This is a genomic window from Nocardia sp. CA-119907 (assembly GCF_050955995.1).
In the GTDB taxonomy this organism is placed as follows: Bacteria; Actinomycetota; Actinomycetes; order Mycobacteriales; family Mycobacteriaceae; genus Nocardia.
In genome coordinates this window covers 655,809-671,319 of sequence record NZ_CP192091.1, presented here as the reverse complement: position 1 = coordinate 671,319, position 15,511 = coordinate 655,809, and the positions used below count along the sequence as shown (strand labels likewise).

Genomic DNA, 15,511 nt, shown 5'->3' with positions numbered 1-15,511 from the left:
GCGCGGCGAGGGCTCAGGCGCAGGCGCAGGCGGGGAGGCTCGGACTCGGGCTTGAGCGCGGGCTCAGGCTCGGCTCGGCTCGGGCACGGGCACAGGCTCGGATTCGGGCTTGGCGCCGGCGCGGGCACAGGCTCGGGCTCAGATTCAGGGTCGGCGCGGGCTCAGGCTCGCTCGGGTTCAGGCGCGGGCTCGGGCTCGCTCGCGGGCTCAGGCTCGCTCGGGTTCAGGCGCGGGCTCAGGCTCGCTCGCGGGCTCAGGCGCGGGCACAGGCACAGGCTCGGATTCAGGCTTGGCGCCAGCGCGGGCTGGGCTCAGATTCAGGGGCGGCGCGGGCTCAGGCTCGCTCGGGTTCAGGCGCGGGCTCGGGCTTGAGCGCGGGCTCAGGCGCGGGCACAGGCACGGGCACGGGCACGGGCACGGGCACAGGCTCGGATTCAGGCTTGGCGCCAGCGCGGGCTGGGCTCAGATTCAGGGTCGGCGCGGGCTCAAGCTCGCTCGGATTCAGGCACAGGCACAGGCTCGGATTCAGGCTCGGCGCAGGCTCGGGCTCTGGCTCGCTCGTGTTCAGGCGCGGGCTCAGGCTCGGCTCGGGCACGGGCACGGGCTCAGGCTCGGATTCAGGCTCGGCGCGGGCTCGGGCTCAGGCTCAGATTCAGAGTCGGCACGGGCTCAGGCTCAGGCTCAGGCTCAGGCTCAGGCTCAGGCTCAGGCTCAGGCTCAGGACGGATCGTTGGTGCGGCGGTGTAGGCGGGCCAGGACCGATCAGTGACCGCGTTCGATTTTCGACAGATGAGCGATATTGGCGCGGTCATCCGGATCCGTGCTCGGCTCGCCGCCGAACCAGGCGTCCAGAATCTCCGTCAGGACCGCGGTGGAGGTCGAACGCAGGCTCAACGCAAGCACATTCGCGTCATTCCACTTCCGCGCACCGGCTGCCGTCACGGCGTCACCACACAGCGCGGCCCGGATCCCCGCGACCTTATTGGCGGCGATCGACGCACCCGTCCCGGTCCAACAGCACACGATCGCCTGCTCGGCCCGCCCCTCGATCACATCCCGCGCCGCCGCCGCACTGGCCCAAGCCCAGTCGTTCCGCTCGGTATCCGATAGCGCGCCGTGCACCAGGGTCTCGAACCCCCGCCTGCCCAGTTCAACCACGAGCTGCTCGGCCACCCCCACCCGCTCGTCCGCCGCAACCGAAATTCGCATACCCCAAGCGTAATGAGACAGACCTCCGCATAACGACGTAAAGCCCGGCGACCGGCGAACATCCTCACCGGACCGCGGCGCTCATCGCCGACAGCCACACTTTTCGGCACGACATCCGACGCCGCCCCGGCGGCACAACGAGCCAACAGCCATTCGCCCACACGAACGAGACCCGATCCCCCTCAACCCTGGCCCGCCGGCACAACGAGCCGAGAGCGATTCACCCACACGAACCAGACCCAGGCCCGCTCATCACCAACAGCCACACCTACGCCAAACACCCCACCCCGACCCAACGGCACAACGAACCAACAACCATCCACCCACACGAACCAGACCCAGGCCCGCTCATCACCAACAGCCACACCTACGCCAAACACCCCACCCCGACCCAACGGCACAACGAACCAACAACCATCCACCCACACGAACCAGACCCAGGCCCGCTCATCACCAACAGCCACACCTACGCCAAACACCCCACCCCGACCCAACGGCACAACGAACCAACAACCATCCACCCACACGAACCAGACCCAGGCCCGCTCATCACCAACAGCCACACCTACGCCAAACACCCCACCCCGACCCAACGGCACAACGAACCAACAACCATCCACCCACACGAACCAGACCCAGGCCCGCTCATCACCAACAGCCACACCTACGCCAAACACCCCACCCCGACCCAACGGCACAACGAACCAACAACCATCCACCCACACGAACCAGACCCAGGCCCGCTCATCACCAACAGCCACACCTACGCCAAACACCCCACCCCGACCCAACGGCACAACGAACCAACAACCATCCACCCACACGAACCAGACCCAAGACCCCTCAACTCTGGCCCGGCGGCACAACCAGCCGACAGCGATTCACCCGCGCGAACGAGACCCAGGCCCGCTCATCGCCAATAGCCACGGCTACGCCAAAACACCCCACGCTGCCCCGGCGGCACAACAAGCCGACTGCCATTAATCCGCACGAACCGGCAAAACACCCCACCCTCGCCCGGCAGCACAACGAGCCAACAGCCAGTCACCGGCACGTTTGAGTCCGAACGCGACTGAGTCCGACGCGACTGAGTCCGAACGCGACGCGGGCGCACGATGCCATCGCGTCGCGTTCGTCGGATGTACTAGCTCAGCGCGTGGTCCAAATCGCCCAGCAGATCCTCGACATCCTCCAGCCCCACCGAGATGCGCACGACGCCGTCGGACAGGCCGATGGTGGCGCGGCCCTCGGGGCCCATGGCGCGGTGGGTGGTGGTGGCGGGGTGGGTGATCAGGGTCTTGGAGTCACCGAGGTTGTTGGAGATATCGACGATGCGCAACCGGTTGAGCACCTCGAAGGCCCGCTTCTTCGCCTCGTGCTCCGGCGCGTTCAGCTCGAAGGTGACGACCGTGCCGCCGCCGCTCATCTGACTGGTCGCCAGCTCGTGTTGCGGATGTGATTCCAGATACGGATAGCGCACCCATGAGACGGACTTATTGCCCTCGAGGAAGCGGGCGATGCGCAGCGCGGATTCGGTCGAATGCCGCACCCGCAGCGGCATGGTCTCCAACCCCTTGAGCAGGGTCCACGCATTGAACGGGCTCAGCGCCGGACCGGTATGGCGCATAAGGGTCTTCACCGGACCGTCGATGTAATCCCGGGGGCCGAGGATCGCGCCGCCGAGCACCCGGCCCTGGCCGTCGATGTGCTTGGTGCCGGAATACACCAGCACATCCGCGCCGAGCTCGAAACCACGCTGCAGGAGCGGGGTGGCAAAGACGTTGTCCAGCACCACCTTCGCGCCCGCGGCATGGGCGAGTTCGGTCACCCGGCGCACATCAACCAGCGTCTGCATCGGGTTGGCCGGCGTCTCGAAGAACACGGCCTGGGTCGGCACCGACAGCGCCTGCTCCCACTGGTCCAGATCATCGCCGTCGACGAAGACGGTCTCCACACCCCAGCGCGGCAGGATCTCGTTGCACACCACGAAGCACGAGCCGAAGAGGCTGCGCGCGGCCACGAGTCGATCGCCCGCACCCAGCAGCGCGCCGAGCGCGGTGAATACCGCCGACATACCGCTCGCGGTCGCGAAACCGGCCTCGGCGCCGTCGATCAGGCGCAGTCGCTCCTCGAACATGGCCACCGTCGGGTTGCCGTAGCGGGAGTAGACGAAGTGTTCGATATCGCCGGTGAATGCGGCCTCGGCCGCCTCGGCGCTCTCGTAGACGAAACCGGAGGACAGGTACAGCGCCTCGGCGGTCTCCTCGAATCCGGAGCGGCGCAGGCCGCCGCGGACGCCGAGCGTCGCGGGGCCGACCCCCTCGGGCAGCGGTTTGTCGAACGCACCACCGGTGATCATGACTGCCGCCACGGCAGACCGAGTGCGCGCCAGCCGGAGCCGCCGCGGTGACCGAACTCGTCGATCGGGCCCTCGAAGCCCTCGAGCACGTTGTACGACGGTTCGATCCCGACACCGGTCGCGGCGACCGCGGCACCGATGGAACGCTGCCCGGAGCGACAGAGAAAGACCACGGGCGCCGCCGGGTCGCGACCCTCCAGTGCCGAGGTCAGCTGTGCGACGAACTCACCGTTGCGGGCGCCACTGCTGTCGACCCATTCGATCAGCACCGTCGGCCGATCGATCGAGCTCGTATCGGGGACGCCGACAAAGCGCCATTCGGCCTCGGTGCGCACATCGACCAACACGGCCTCGGGATTGTCGCGCAACAACTCCCACGCCTGCTGTGGGGTGATGTCACCGGCATATGTCATGCGATCCTCCTGTGAATCCACGCTTGCCGCACCTGGGTTTCGGTGCGCGGCCAGGTCGTCACCCGGAGCACCCCACCGCGGAGGAGGGTTGCCGACCAGCTAGCCGGGGCTTGACGCTGGTTCTCATGACCTGCGTCCGAGATTGCCTGGGCAGGGGCCGCCATGTCAAACCCAGGTCAGCGCCGCGCCGGTAATCAGTTGCAGACGATCCAGCGGTCGCTGGAGCGAATCAAATTCCACGTCGCCGGCGTCTCCCGGCCGTCGACCGCGATGGTCACGTTCGCCTTCGCCCTATCGCCGTCGACCATGGCATTGTCAATGTTGGTGACCTTGATCGACTTTCCGGCCGCGGCGCCACCGAACTGGGCGGCCAGCGGCGACTTGCTCTCGTCGAATCCTTGGCAGGCCACCGCGGGCGGCGGTGTGCTGTCGGTGGTGCCTCTGGCCTCCGCGTAGCGATGCACCGCGGCCGCGATCTTGTCCGAATCTGTGACATTTTTCTCAGCGGGCGAGAGCACGGCGCCCAGCACGATGGCGACCAGGACGACGGCCGCGAATACCGCCGCCGCGATGAACGGCGCCATCGTGCGGCGATCGGTCTGGTCGACCTCGATCACCGGTTCGTCGTCGGTGCCCTGCTGCTCTGTCATGGGTCGATCATCCCTGGTGGGCAGCGGTATCCGACAGGCGCCCCCGGACCGCGCTCGACCTCGCACCGCGGGCGGCGCGGCAATGATCTGATAGCCACCCGGACAGTGGGTACTCCGATAAGTGAGCCTGGATGGCAACCATCCGGTTCACGCACCGCCCGCAGGGTGCGCCATGCGCCACCGATAGAATCGCGAGACTGCGGCCTGCTGTCATAGCCATATGTCAGCTCACCGACGTAGCGACTGTGCAGCCGCGAGCCGCCTGTCCGCATCGTCAGGTGCAACCAAAGAAGGTGCGCCAAGTTAGCCTAAGCTAAGACTGACGCCATTAATTGTTTCGACCATAAGGGTGCGCGTAAGAAGATGACCGAACACAGTGCAGCGACTCGCCCGCTTCGCATAGCGATCGTGGGCGCAGGACCGGCCGGTATCTACGCCGCCGACGCGTTGATGAAGTCCGATGCCGATGTGAGCATCGACCTGTACGAGCGCATGCCGGCGCCGTTCGGTCTGATTCGCTACGGCGTCGCGCCCGACCACCCGCGCATCAAGGGCATCATCACCGCCCTGCACAAGGTGCTCGACAAGCCGCAGGTCCGCCTGCTCGGCAATATCGACTACGGCACCGACATCACCCTCGACGATCTGCGCACGTTCTATGACGCGGTGATCTTCTCCACCGGCGCCAACGCCGACCGCGCGCTGGACATCCCCGGCATCGGCCTGGACGGCAGCTACGGCGCCGCGGACTTCGTGTCCTGGTACGACGGACATCCGGATGTGCCGCGCACCTGGCCGCTGGAGGCCGAGAAGGTCGCCGTGCTCGGTGTCGGCAATGTCGCACTCGATGTCGCGCGTGTGCTCGCCAAGACCGGTGACGAACTGCTGCCGACCGAAATCCCGCCGAACGTCTACAACGGCCTGAAGGCGAACAAGGCGGTCGAGGTGCACGTCTTTGGCCGCCGCGGTCCTGCCCAAGCCAAGTTCACTCCGCTCGAGCTGCGCGAACTCGACCACTCCCCGACCATCGAGGTCATCGTCGATCCCGAGGACATCGACTACGACGAGGGCTCCGAGGCCGCGCGCCGGCACTCCAAGCAGGTCGACATGATCGCGAACACCCTCGAGCAGTGGGCCATCCGCGATGTCGGCAACCGCCCGCACAAGCTGTTCCTGCACTTCTTCGAATCCCCGGCGGAGATCATCGGTGAGGACGGCAAGGTCGTCGGCCTGCGCACCGAGCGCACCCAGCTCGACGGCACCGGCAATGTCAAGGGCACCGGCGTCTTCAAGGACTGGGACGTCCAGGCCATCTATCGCGCGGTCGGCTACCTGTCGCAGAACCTCACCAATCTGCCGTTCGACGACCAGGCCGGCGTGGTCCCGAACGAGGCCGGACGCGTCATCGCCGACGAGGACGCCGACGGTGCGCAGCGCTACCTGCCCGCCACCTACGTCACCGGCTGGATCAAGCGCGGTCCGGTCGGTCTCATCGGCCACACCAAGGGCGATGCCAACGAGACCGTGGCCTGCCTGCTCGACGACAGCGTGAATTTCACTCCGGCCGAGAAGCCGGAACTGGACGCCGTCACCGAATTCCTCGAGGGCAAGGGCATCCCGTTCACCACCTGGCAGGGCTGGTACCGCCTCGACGCGCACGAGCGCGCCCTCGGTGAGCCGGAGGGTCGCGAGCGCGTCAAGGTCGTCGAGCGCGAGGACATGCTGCGCGCCAGCGAACCGCACAAGGTCTAGTGCCGGTGCCACAGGGGGTGAGCGTCACCTCCTGTGGCACTCGACAATCCGACACGGCCGCGGCAGCGCAAAATCTGTCGGGTCCGCCGCAGCGGAAAATCCTTCACTGAGGCATTCTGTACAAGTGTTCGATGCCCATCTCCACATCTTCGACCCGCGGTTCCCGCTGGCCGAGAACGAGGGCTACCTGCCCGACCCGTTCACCATCGCCGATTACCGAAAGCGTATGTCGCTCTTCGATGTCGGCGGCGGGGCCGTGGTCAGCGGATCCTTCCAAGGCACCGATCAGACCTACCTGAAGGCGGCGCTCGCGGAACTGGGCGAGGGCTGGGTCGGCGTCACCGCATTGGACCCCGATGCCACCGATGCCGAGATCATCGAACTCGACCGCATCGGTGTGCGGGCACTGCGCTTCAACGTCAAGCGCGCGGCCGCGGATATCACCGCGATGACCCTGCTGGCGCTGCGGGCGCACGATCTGGTCGGCTGGCATGTCGAGGTCTATATCGACGGCACCATGCTCACCTCACTGCAACCGGTGATCTCGAAACTGCCGGTGTTCTCCATCGACCACCTTGGCATGTCCGAGGAGGGCCTGCCCTACCTGCTCGATCTGGTCGATGGCGGCGCGCGGGTGAAGGCGACCGGCTTCGGGCGGGTGCACATGAATGTGGCCGATACGCTGCGCCGCATCCACGCGGTCAATCCCGAGGCGCTCATGTTCGGCACGGATCTGCCCGGCACCAGGGCGGGACGGCCCTTCGACGATTCCGACGTCGATCTGATCTGCGATGTGGTCGGCACCGATATGTTCAAGGTGCTCGAGGACAACGCGCGGGCGTTCTACCGACTACCCGCCCGCGTACGCGATACTCCGACCGATCCGGCACCCACCCTGCCGATCCTGCGCACCGAACAGCCGACCCTGCCGCTGCGCCGCGATGAGATCCCGAAACTCGAAGCGGCGGATACGATCCCATTCCCCGCCATCGAGTGAGTACAATCCGGCCGTAACCCTCATTTGCCGGGATCGTCCCGCTTCAGGGTGGTCGGACATACGGCATGACCGAAACCCCAGCGGGGCCGGTTACCCGAGTTGTCCACCACTGTTGACCCGACGGAGCCCGCCTCGAATCAGGTCACGATGGCGCCGATGACCCACACCCCGGTCGCCAGCAGCGCGCCGAAGAGTTCGATGAGCATCGACAGGCCGACGCCCTCGAGGGCGTGAACCGTTGCCTGCCAGGCGGGTTGGTTTTCGCGGAGGCGGTGGAGTTCCGAAAGGTACACGCCCAGCACGAATCCGATGAACAACCCGACCACCGGGATGATGAAGAAGCCCACGATGCCCAGGACCGCGCCCACGAACAGCGCGCGATTGGAAACCCCCGCATCCTTCATCTTCCGCCCCGGCCATGTGTACTTGATGATCCCGGAGAGCACCAGAAACGCGGTACTGATACCGAACACGACCCAAGCCGTCGCCCCACCGGTCACGACCGCCCAGACCGCAATGGCCCCGAAGATCAATATGACCCCGGGCAGTATCGGAACGATGATCCCGACCACCCCGACCAGAATTACCAAGCCGACAACGACCTCACCCCAAGCTGACACCGCCGGTCCCTCCGCTCTCCGCGCCCAGTCACGCTGCCTGGATTCTCACCTACCCACCCCTCCCGCGCACACGGGAGGCTCGCCCCCTACGGAAAACCGCCCATAGCTCGCGGAGCCGCCCCAACTCCAGCCACGCCGGACCCTCCGCAGATCACTCGGTCACCAACGACCTGGACGAGCGATCACCATGCGCTGATGCAGGTAACCGTCGAGAAGCACCTGCACCAGTGCATTCTCGGCTGCTATTGGGGTTTGGGCCCGACGCCGGAGAGGAGGGTGGTGATCAGGCGTGCGGCTAGGGCGTCGGGGTTGGTGGTGCCGTCGAGTTCGGTGGTGCCGTGGACGGTTTCGGTGATGAGGGCCAGGTAGGCGCGGCGAACCGAGAGTAAGTCGGCGTCGGGGGCGATGATGCCGTCGGATTGGGCGTGGGCTAGGGCGGCATCGCATTTCGCGAAGACGCGGGCCTGTAGGTCGGCTACCTCGGGGTCGGTTTCGTCGACTCGGTCCAGTGCGTACGCGGCGCCGTATTTGATCTCGATGACATTGGCGGTGGCCTGGTGTAGGGCGACCATGGGGGGCGCGGTCTCTGGGCGGGCCGCGTCTACGGCGGCGTCGATGCGGCGCCACGCGTTGACCGCCATGGTGCGCAGCAGCTCTTCGCGGCTGGCGAAGCGGCGGTGCACGGTGGTTCGGGCGACGCCGGCGGCTTCGGCGATCTGTTCCAGCGTCGCACGGGGGTTTTCGCTCAGCACTCGCTCCGCGGCATCGAGGATGGCGCGCACGGTGCGTTCGGCGTCGGCGCGCAGCGGGCGCGCGGATGTGGGCGGCATGGGCTCCTCTTCGCTGAGATCTGCTGCACTGGTGGGCACCCGCAAGGCCGCGATCGGCCCGTCCATGGACAGCGCGGCGCACGTCGTCCGCTCGGCCCTGCGTGCCCTCGAACGCAACAGGGGCTATGTGGTGCCCGGTGCGGGAAACTTCGCCTCCGCGCATCTGATGCCGCGCCGACCGCGTACCCTCGTCGCCCGAATCGCCAAGCTGGTGACCCGCGGCGTGGCCGATGCGGCCGATCAAGGTTCGGCGCGCACAGCGGCGTGAGGTCGGCCGGAGCCGAGAGCGTGCCGATGGGCGAGAACTGACGTCACCGAATCTCCGAAGCTGGGGCAAGATCGAAGGATGGGCCCCACCACGGGACCTCGCGTCCCCACCAGCATCGCCGACTTCCGCGCAACGGCCAGCGCGCGGCTGCACGGGTATCCACACACCGAGGTCCCGGACGCACCGGGCCTCCGTCGCGCCGCGGTCCTGCTCTGTGTGGTCGATGAACCGGACGGCCCGTTATCGGTGATCGTCATCAAGCGGGCATATCGCGGGCGCAATGCCGGACAGTGGGGATTGCCGGGTGGGCGGGTCGATGCGGGCGAAACCACCGAACAGGCGGCGATTCGTGAGCTGCACGAAGAGCTCGGGCTGACCGCCACCCCGGCCGACATCCTCGGCAGACTCGACGACTTTCCCGCCACGTCCGGTTTCGTGATCACCCCGATCGTCGCGGCCCTCGCCGATGCGGATGAGCTGCGGCCCAGTCCGGCGGAGGTCCACTCGGTCCATCTCGTGGATCTCGCCCGGCTGGCCGCCGACGATGTCCCGCACTGGGTGTCCCCGAAAGACGCTGCTCTGCGCGCCGACGCGCCATCGACCACCCTCGAAGGCCTCGGCCTGCTGCAAATGCGCCTCGGCGAGCATATGACCATCCACGCCCCGACCGGTGCGATGCTCTGGCAGTTCCGCGAGGTCGTCCTGCTCGGCCGGGACGCCACCGAAGCCCGCATTGCCCATTTCGCCCAACCGGAGTGGACCCGCCACTAGGGCACGTTTGCAGGTCGGCGGCCCTCGGCATGCCGGTGGGGCGCGGTGCTGCTCGCCAGTTCGACACACACGCCGGGGCGCAGGACACGTAGGCCGAATTCGGCCAGTATCACTGGGCTCCCTGCTCTCGTGCTGCATGAAGCAGTAACGAGCCGAATCCGGACTCGGATTCGGCATACTGCGGCGCAGCCAGCGGCGGCCGCCTCGAAGTCCGAGCGCTCCAACACGATCGCCGCGTCCTCGGCTACGCGGCCGAACTGCGACTGCCGCCGGACAACTCGCCCGAGCGACTGTCGGCTGAATCAGCTTGCAGACCAATGGCTCCGGAGCTGATCTGAGCATCTGAAGCGACACAGTCCCTGATGGAAACCGAGGTCTGTTGGCATTGCGGCGCTCTGGGCTATAGGTGAATCGTCAATCCGCCCAGACGGATTCGATCGGCATCGCCTCACTGGGCGGGTCTGAAGCGTCACAGGCCCCGCGCAAACCGGGGCCCGTCGACATAGCGGCGCACTGCGTTCGAGGTGAATCATCAATCCGCCCACACCGATTCGATCGGCATCGCCTCACTGGGAGGGTCTGCAGCGACACAGGCTCCGGCGGAAAACCGGGGCCCGTCGACATAGCGACGTACTGCGTTAGAGGTGAATCATCAATCCGCCCACACCGATTCGATCGGTGTCGCCTCGCTGGGCGGCGGGGTGGGCGTGCCGGCCGGTGTGCGCGAGAAGCGTGGGGCCGGTGCGTGCTGGACGACGCCGTCGATCTCGATGAGTCCGGTGCGGGCGGCGATGTGCGGATTCTGTTCGGCCTCGGTGAAGGTCAGCACCGGTGTCGTGCAGGCGTCGGTGCCGTCGAAGATCGCGGCCCACTCGTCGCGGGTCTTGGTCTTGAACTTCTCCGCGAACAGTTTCTTGAGCTGATCCTGACCATTCGGGTCGATCTGCATCGGCAGGCCCTCGGGGTCGATTTCCAAGCCCTGCAACAGTTCCGCGTAGAACTGCGGTTCGATCGCGCCGACCGCCATGTACTTGCCGTCGGAGGTCTCGTAGGTGTCGTAGAAGGCCATGCCGGTGTCGAGCAGGTTGGTGCCGCGCTCATCGGACCACAGGCCCATACCGCGCATGCCCCAGATCATGTGCGAAAGGGCGAGCGCCCCATCGATCATCGCCGAGTCGATGACCTGGCCCTTGCCGGAGCCCTGCCGCTCGACCAGCGCCGCGAGAATGCCGAAGACCAGGAACATCGAGCCGCCGCCGAAGTCGCCGACCATATTCAGCGGGGGCACCGGCCGCTCGCCCTTGCGGCCGATCGCGTGCAGCACACCGGTCAGCGAGATGTAGTTGATGTCGTGTCCGGCACGATCGGCCAGCGGTCCGTCCTGGCCCCAGCCGGTCATCCGGCCGTAGACCAGACGCGGGTTGCGCGCGAGCACGGCATCCGGGCCCAGGCCCATGCGCTCGGTGACGCCGGGGCGGAAGCCTTCGATCAGCACATCGGCCTTCTCGGCGAGTGCGAGCACCCTCTCGATATCCGCCGGATCCTTCAGATTCGCCTCGACGATGGTGCGCCCGCGCCACTGCGGCCGCTCCATGAAACCGGGCAGCATGCCCGGCCGCTGCACCCGAACCACATCGGCCCCGAGGTCGGCGAGCAGCAGTGCCGCATGCGGACCCGGACCGATCCCGGCCAACTCGATGACCTTGATGCCCGCAAGCGGACCCTGCTTGGTGGCGGTGGATGGTGTACTCACGCCCTACCTCGGTTCGTCGTTGATCCAGCGCACCGCCGATACGGTGCTCCCCGGGAGCCACCCCCGGGCTGTATTGACAGTACGACAATAAGCTGCGGATCAACCATACGAGCACCGAGGCTCACGCAAATCCAGTTGTCATCGCGCATACCGCACAACCTGTGCGAGGTCGTCACTCACTATGCGGTAGCTCAACCGGCCGCGATCGGGCGGACCCGCGCCTGGTAGGCGTGCCAACGACGCGGGCGGGGGTCAGTAGCAGGTGAGGGGTTGGAGGGGGTCGGCGGCGCGGGGGGTGAGCGCCTCGTAGGCGGCGGCTATGGATTTGACTGCTAGGCGGAGTTCGGGTTCGGGGTGGGTGAAGGGCAGGCGGAGGAAGCGTTCGAAGGCGCCCTGGACGCCGAATCTCGGTCCGGCGGCGAGTAATACGCCGTGGTTGGGGGCGGTGGCGGCGAGGGCGGTCGAGACGGGGGCCGGCAGTTGCGCCCAGACGGACATGCCGCCGTCGCCGACGATCGTGCGCCAGTCCGGGAGTTCCTCGGCGAGGGCCGTGAGCAGGGCCGCGCGCTGGGAGTGCAGTTGGTCGCGGCGGCGGGTGAGGATGGTGTCGGCGTGCTCGAGCAGATGGATGGTGGCGAGCTGGTCCATGACGGGGGTGCCGAGGTCGACGGTGGAGCGGATGCCGAGCAGTTTCGCGATCAACGGTTGGCCGGTGCGGATCCAGCCGACGCGCAGACCGCCCCAGAAGGATTTCGAGGCCGAACCGATGGTGATGATCTCGGAGCCCTTCGCGAAAGCCGCGACCGGCGGTGGGGCGGTCCGGTCGGTCAGGCTCAGGTCCACCATCGACTCGTCGATCACCACGGTCATTCGGGTTTCGCGGGCAATGGCGGCCAGTTCGGCGCGGCCGTCGGCGTCGAGCAGCAGGCCGGTCGGATTGTTGAAGTCCGGCACGAGGTAGGCCAGCGTGGCCGCGGTTTGTCTTGCGGCGCTGCGGATTCCGTCGAGATCCCAACCGGATTCCGGGGTTTCCGGACGAAGCGGCACCGGCACCGGCCGGGCTCCGACGTCCCGGATCGCCTCGATGGCATTGGGATAGGTCGGATGGTCGATGAGCACCCGGGCCGCCGGAGCGGTGAGCACATTGAGCAGCAGGCGCAGGCCGTGCTGGGCGCCGAGGGTGACCAGGATCTGGTCCGGTTCGGTGGGCAGGCCACGCTCGGTGTAGCGGCGGGCCAGCGCCTCGCGCAGTGCGAGCACCCCGACGGGGTCCATGCCGTGCGTGCCCAGATAGGCCGGAATACCTTGCAGCGCATCGGAGTACGCATCCTGCATCTCCATGGGCGCGGCCATCGCGGCGTAGGTCATATCGATGGTCGGCAGTTCCGGCTGGGACATCATCGCCAGGATGCTGCGGGCGGGTTTGGTGCCGTCGTGCTGCACGTCGCGCGGGAGGGCGACGGTACTGCGCGAGCCCTGGCGGCTGATCAGATAGCCGTGTTCGCGCAGCAGGCTGTAGGTCGAGGTGATAGTGGTGCGACTGACGCCGAGGGTGGCGGCGAGGTCGCGCTCACTGGGCAGGGCGACGCCGAGCGGCGCGCGACCGTCGTGGATGAGCAGACGGATGCCTTCGGCGAGGGCCAGATAGGCCGGGCGCGTCGAGCGGCGCTCGCCCGATTCGCCGTTCTCATCCGCATGGCGCCAGTACCCCAGATCGCGGGCCAGGCTGGCGGCACCGATCACTCTCGTCGACATAAAGTCCAGTATTAGCGAAGTGGATATTTAATGGCAAGGCCAGTGCGGCGCACGCTGTTCGTATGAGCGCCCTCGCCACCGTCCTCGTCATCGCCTTCTTCGGCTATCAGGTGCACCGGTACGCGCCGAGACAGCCCGGTGCGGTCTTCCGCCTCGAACGGTTCCACGCACCGGGTCCGCTGACCGACTGGTCGCCCTCGTACTACGAAAACCAGCGCCAATACGCGGATCTCGCCGCGATCTACGGTCGCGGCGATGTACCGGATCCCGATGCCGTGGCACTGACGCACCCCGAGCGGACCGCGCGGCGGACGATCTCGAACCCGAGCTGCGGAGCGGTAAAGCCGACCGTCGGCGGATTCCAGGCCAGTTTTTAGAAACTGGACTGGACTGCTCGAAGATGTCGGACCCCGTGTGCACACTGACCGTATGAGTGCTTCCGCGCGCCCGGTCACCGGGTCGGCGCTGTTCGACACCGCGATCGGCCCCTGCGCGATCGCCTGGACCGATGACGCGGTATTCCGGTTCCGGTTGCCGGAGGCGACCCCCGCCGCGACGCGGGCCAGGATCACGCGGCCGAGCAGCCGGATACCGGACGCCGACGAAATCCCCGAGGCCGCGCCCACCGGCCCGATCGCCGACGCCATCGCACACATCCAGGCACACCTCGCCGGAGACCTCGACGATCTGCGCTGGATTCCGGTGACCACCAAGGGAATTCCGGAATTCCACCGCGCCGTCTACCAGGTGACCCGCGCCATCGATCCGGGCCACACCCTCAGCTACGGCCAGGTTGCCGACCGCATCGGCGCCCCCGGCGCGGCCCAGGCCGTCGGACAAGCCTTGGGCCGCAACCCGATCCCCCTGATCATCCCGTGCCATCGAGTCCTCGCCGCCGACCACACCCTCAACGGCTTCTCCGCTCCCGGCGGCATCACCACCAAACAGCGCCTACTGGAAATCGAACGCACCCCGGGCTTCGGCGAACCCACCCTGTTCTGACCACAGCTCGACCGCCGTATATCTCCGCTGATTTCATTGATATGCGGCTGGATATCAAGGGGGTTTGGCCATGGCTCGGACCGTGATAGATCTCGATGATCAACTGCTCGCCGACGTATCGAAGACACTGGGTACCAGCACGAAGAAGGACACTGTGCACGCGGCGCTGCGCGAGGTGCTGGAGAACCAGCGCCGAGCTCTTGCGGTGATCCGTCTGCAAGGCGCCGCCGCCGACGGCGCCTTCGATCTGGACCTGCTCGAGGACAAGCGGACATACCGCCGGTGAGCGCGGCCCAATTCCTCATCGACACCAGTGCCCTGGTGTCGATCATGAAGCGGGATCCGGATGCCTTCGCCTGGCAGCGCGCGGCCGCGTCCGGGCTGATCGCCGTCTGCCCGACTGTCGAGTTGGAGTTCTTCTACTCTGTGCGGTCTGCCGCCGATCGGGACCGGACCATCGAGGACATGCGAGTGGTGTTCGGTTGGGAACCCATCGATGATCGGGCCTTCAACCGCGCCTGGGAGGTTCAGGGAGAACTCACCGAGCGGGCGCAACATCGCAGCGCAGGCCCGGTTGATCTCGTTCTCGCAGCCACAGCGGAACTACGCGGACTGACCCTGCTGCACAGAGATCGCGACTTCGAGTGCATCGCAGCGGTCACCGGACAGCCGCGTCAGTGGCTGGACCCCGGACGCGCGCCGATCGGGCATAGTCGGGATATGACCGACAACCGACCGCCGCTTGCCGTCGCACTCGATCTGGAACCGCATCCGGAGGGTGGGTGGTATCGGCAAACCTGGCGCAGTGCAGTGGAATTCACACCGGAGGGCTATCCGGGGCCGCGGGCCAGCGCGACGGCGATCTACTTCTTACTGATGCCGGGCGAAAAGTCGGCGTTGCATACCGTGCGCTCGGACGAGCTGTGGCTGTGGCATCGAGGTGGGCCGCTGGTGCTCGACATCGGGGGCGAGGAGATCGTCCTCGGGCCCGATGTCGAGCGCGGGCAGGTATTGCAGGCGGTGGTGCCGGGTGGGGTCGGTCAGGCCGCGCGGCCGGCTGGTGCCGAGTACGTCCTGGTGAGCTGCATTGTTTCGCCGGGATTCGACTTCGCCGACTTCACCCTCGACTGAA

Annotated in this window: 16 protein-coding genes, 1 pseudogene and 1 riboswitch; of the genes and pseudogenes, 9 read left to right on the top strand and 8 right to left on the bottom strand. The window is 67.0% G+C overall.

Annotated features, from left to right (window positions below):
* Positions 1-762 precede the first annotated feature (762 nt).
* From ACQP2D_RS03170 to ACQP2D_RS03155, 4 genes are all read right to left on the bottom strand, one after another.
* The gene (locus tag ACQP2D_RS03170) at positions 763-1,209 is read right to left on the bottom strand and encodes an RpiB/LacA/LacB family sugar-phosphate isomerase (RefSeq protein ID WP_433682219.1); all 447 of its coding nucleotides are present in this window, start codon (positions 1,207-1,209) and stop codon (positions 763-765) included.
* Positions 1,210-2,353: 1,144 nt separating this feature from the next.
* Entirely contained in the window at positions 2,354-3,568 is a 1,215-nt protein-coding gene (locus tag ACQP2D_RS03165) for an O-succinylhomoserine sulfhydrylase (RefSeq protein ID WP_433682218.1), read from the bottom strand.
* Positions 3,565-3,981 (bottom strand): rhodanese-like domain-containing protein, encoded by a 417-nt coding sequence (locus ACQP2D_RS03160; protein ID WP_433682217.1) that lies wholly within the window; start codon positions 3,979-3,981, stop codon positions 3,565-3,567. The genes ACQP2D_RS03165 and ACQP2D_RS03160 overlap by 4 nt, the downstream gene beginning before the upstream one ends.
* Before the next feature lie 14 nt (positions 3,982-3,995).
* Positions 3,996-4,112: riboswitch (SAM riboswitch) on the bottom strand.
* A gap of 63 nt (positions 4,113-4,175) precedes the next feature.
* Complete coding sequence (locus ACQP2D_RS03155; protein ID WP_433682216.1) at positions 4,176-4,631, bottom strand: Rv0361 family membrane protein; 456 nt, start codon at positions 4,629-4,631, stop codon at positions 4,176-4,178.
* Between the two features lie 363 nt (positions 4,632-4,994).
* On the opposite strand from ACQP2D_RS03155, the gene ACQP2D_RS03150 reads away from it, so the two are divergent.
* Both ACQP2D_RS03150 and ACQP2D_RS03145 read left to right on the top strand, forming a co-directional pair.
* Complete coding sequence (locus ACQP2D_RS03150; RefSeq protein WP_433682215.1) at positions 4,995-6,383, top strand: FAD-dependent oxidoreductase; 1,389 nt, start codon at positions 4,995-4,997, stop codon at positions 6,381-6,383.
* Between the two features lie 124 nt (positions 6,384-6,507).
* Positions 6,508-7,380 carry an amidohydrolase family protein gene (locus tag ACQP2D_RS03145; RefSeq protein WP_433682214.1) on the top strand — a complete coding sequence of 291 codons (873 nt, stop codon included), beginning with the start codon at positions 6,508-6,510 and terminating at the stop codon, positions 7,378-7,380.
* 137 nt (positions 7,381-7,517) lie between these two features.
* On the opposite strand, the gene ACQP2D_RS03140 is transcribed toward ACQP2D_RS03145, so the two are convergent.
* Positions 7,518-8,000, bottom strand: a complete 483-nt coding sequence (locus tag ACQP2D_RS03140; RefSeq protein WP_433682213.1) for a DUF456 domain-containing protein — start codon at positions 7,998-8,000, stop codon at positions 7,518-7,520.
* A gap of 242 nt (positions 8,001-8,242) precedes the next feature.
* Positions 8,243-8,830 carry a TetR/AcrR family transcriptional regulator gene (locus ACQP2D_RS03135; protein WP_433682212.1) on the bottom strand — a complete coding sequence of 196 codons (588 nt, stop codon included), beginning with the start codon at positions 8,828-8,830 and terminating at the stop codon, positions 8,243-8,245.
* A 31-nt stretch (positions 8,831-8,861) separates the two neighbouring features.
* Here ACQP2D_RS03135 and ACQP2D_RS03130 point away from each other — a divergent pair, with 31 nt between their 5' ends.
* Together ACQP2D_RS03130 and ACQP2D_RS03125 are read left to right on the top strand one after the other, a co-directional pair.
* Positions 8,862-9,098: a hypothetical protein gene (locus ACQP2D_RS03130; RefSeq protein ID WP_433682211.1), complete on the top strand. Its 237-nt coding sequence runs from the start codon at positions 8,862-8,864 to the stop codon at positions 9,096-9,098.
* A gap of 78 nt (positions 9,099-9,176) precedes the next feature.
* A complete protein-coding gene (locus tag ACQP2D_RS03125; protein WP_433682210.1) occupies positions 9,177-9,869 on the top strand; it encodes an NUDIX hydrolase in 693 nt (230 codons plus the stop codon).
* A gap of 652 nt (positions 9,870-10,521) precedes the next feature.
* On the opposite strand, the gene ACQP2D_RS03120 is transcribed toward ACQP2D_RS03125, so the two are convergent.
* Both ACQP2D_RS03120 and ACQP2D_RS03115 read right to left on the bottom strand, forming a co-directional pair.
* Positions 10,522-11,622, bottom strand: a complete 1,101-nt coding sequence (locus tag ACQP2D_RS03120; protein ID WP_433682209.1) for a CaiB/BaiF CoA transferase family protein — start codon at positions 11,620-11,622, stop codon at positions 10,522-10,524.
* A 252-nt stretch (positions 11,623-11,874) separates the two neighbouring features.
* On the bottom strand, positions 11,875-13,377 hold the full coding sequence (locus ACQP2D_RS03115) for a PLP-dependent aminotransferase family protein (RefSeq protein WP_433682208.1): 1,503 nt from the start codon (positions 13,375-13,377) through the stop codon (positions 11,875-11,877).
* Positions 13,378-13,439: 62 nt separating this feature from the next.
* Here ACQP2D_RS03115 and ACQP2D_RS03110 point away from each other — a divergent pair, with 62 nt between their 5' ends.
* From ACQP2D_RS03110 to ACQP2D_RS03090, 5 genes and pseudogenes are all read left to right on the top strand, one after another.
* Positions 13,440-13,754 carry a hypothetical protein gene (locus ACQP2D_RS03110; RefSeq protein ID WP_433682207.1) on the top strand — a complete coding sequence of 105 codons (315 nt, stop codon included), beginning with the start codon at positions 13,440-13,442 and terminating at the stop codon, positions 13,752-13,754.
* A 52-nt stretch (positions 13,755-13,806) separates the two neighbouring features.
* Positions 13,807-14,379, top strand: coding sequence for a methylated-DNA--[protein]-cysteine S-methyltransferase (locus ACQP2D_RS03105; RefSeq protein ID WP_433682206.1), 573 nt, complete (start codon positions 13,807-13,809; stop codon positions 14,377-14,379).
* A gap of 70 nt (positions 14,380-14,449) precedes the next feature.
* The gene (locus ACQP2D_RS03100; protein ID WP_433682205.1) at positions 14,450-14,665 is read left to right on the top strand and encodes a type II toxin-antitoxin system VapB family antitoxin; all 216 of its coding nucleotides are present in this window, start codon (positions 14,450-14,452) and stop codon (positions 14,663-14,665) included.
* A pseudogene (locus ACQP2D_RS03095) lies at positions 14,662-15,021 on the top strand (PIN domain-containing protein); the annotation flags it as partial. The gene ACQP2D_RS03100 and the pseudogene ACQP2D_RS03095, both read left to right, overlap by 4 nt.
* Before the next feature lie 78 nt (positions 15,022-15,099).
* Positions 15,100-15,510, top strand: a complete 411-nt coding sequence (locus ACQP2D_RS03090) for a cupin domain-containing protein (RefSeq protein WP_433685511.1) — start codon at positions 15,100-15,102, stop codon at positions 15,508-15,510.
* Position 15,511: the final 1 nt, after the last annotated feature.

Bases quoted from the DNA above. Each gene is read 5' to 3' on its own strand.
- ACQP2D_RS03165 (WP_433682218.1), bottom strand. From the start codon at position 3,568: ATGATCACCGGTGGTGCGTTCGACAAACCGCTGCCCGAGGGGGTCGGC.
- ACQP2D_RS03160 (WP_433682217.1), bottom strand. From the start codon at position 3,981: ATGACATATGCCGGTGACATCACCCCACAGCAGGCGTGGGAGTTGTTG.
- ACQP2D_RS03125 (WP_433682210.1), top strand. From the start codon at position 9,177: ATGGGCCCCACCACGGGACCTCGCGTCCCCACCAGCATCGCCGACTTC.
- ACQP2D_RS03100 (WP_433682205.1), top strand. From the start codon at position 14,450: ATGGCTCGGACCGTGATAGATCTCGATGATCAACTGCTCGCCGACGTA.
- ACQP2D_RS03155 (WP_433682216.1), bottom strand. From the start codon at position 4,631: ATGACAGAGCAGCAGGGCACCGACGACGAACCGGTGATCGAGGTCGAC.
- ACQP2D_RS03105 (WP_433682206.1), top strand. From the start codon at position 13,807: ATGAGTGCTTCCGCGCGCCCGGTCACCGGGTCGGCGCTGTTCGACACC.
- ACQP2D_RS03115 (WP_433682208.1), bottom strand. From the start codon at position 13,377: ATGTCGACGAGAGTGATCGGTGCCGCCAGCCTGGCCCGCGATCTGGGG.
- ACQP2D_RS03170 (WP_433682219.1), bottom strand. From the start codon at position 1,209: ATGCGAATTTCGGTTGCGGCGGACGAGCGGGTGGGGGTGGCCGAGCAG.
- ACQP2D_RS03150 (WP_433682215.1), top strand. From the start codon at position 4,995: ATGACCGAACACAGTGCAGCGACTCGCCCGCTTCGCATAGCGATCGTG.
- ACQP2D_RS03110 (WP_433682207.1), top strand. From the start codon at position 13,440: ATGAGCGCCCTCGCCACCGTCCTCGTCATCGCCTTCTTCGGCTATCAG.
- ACQP2D_RS03135 (WP_433682212.1), bottom strand. From the start codon at position 8,830: ATGCCGCCCACATCCGCGCGCCCGCTGCGCGCCGACGCCGAACGCACC.
- ACQP2D_RS03090 (WP_433685511.1), top strand. From the start codon at position 15,100: ATGACCGACAACCGACCGCCGCTTGCCGTCGCACTCGATCTGGAACCG.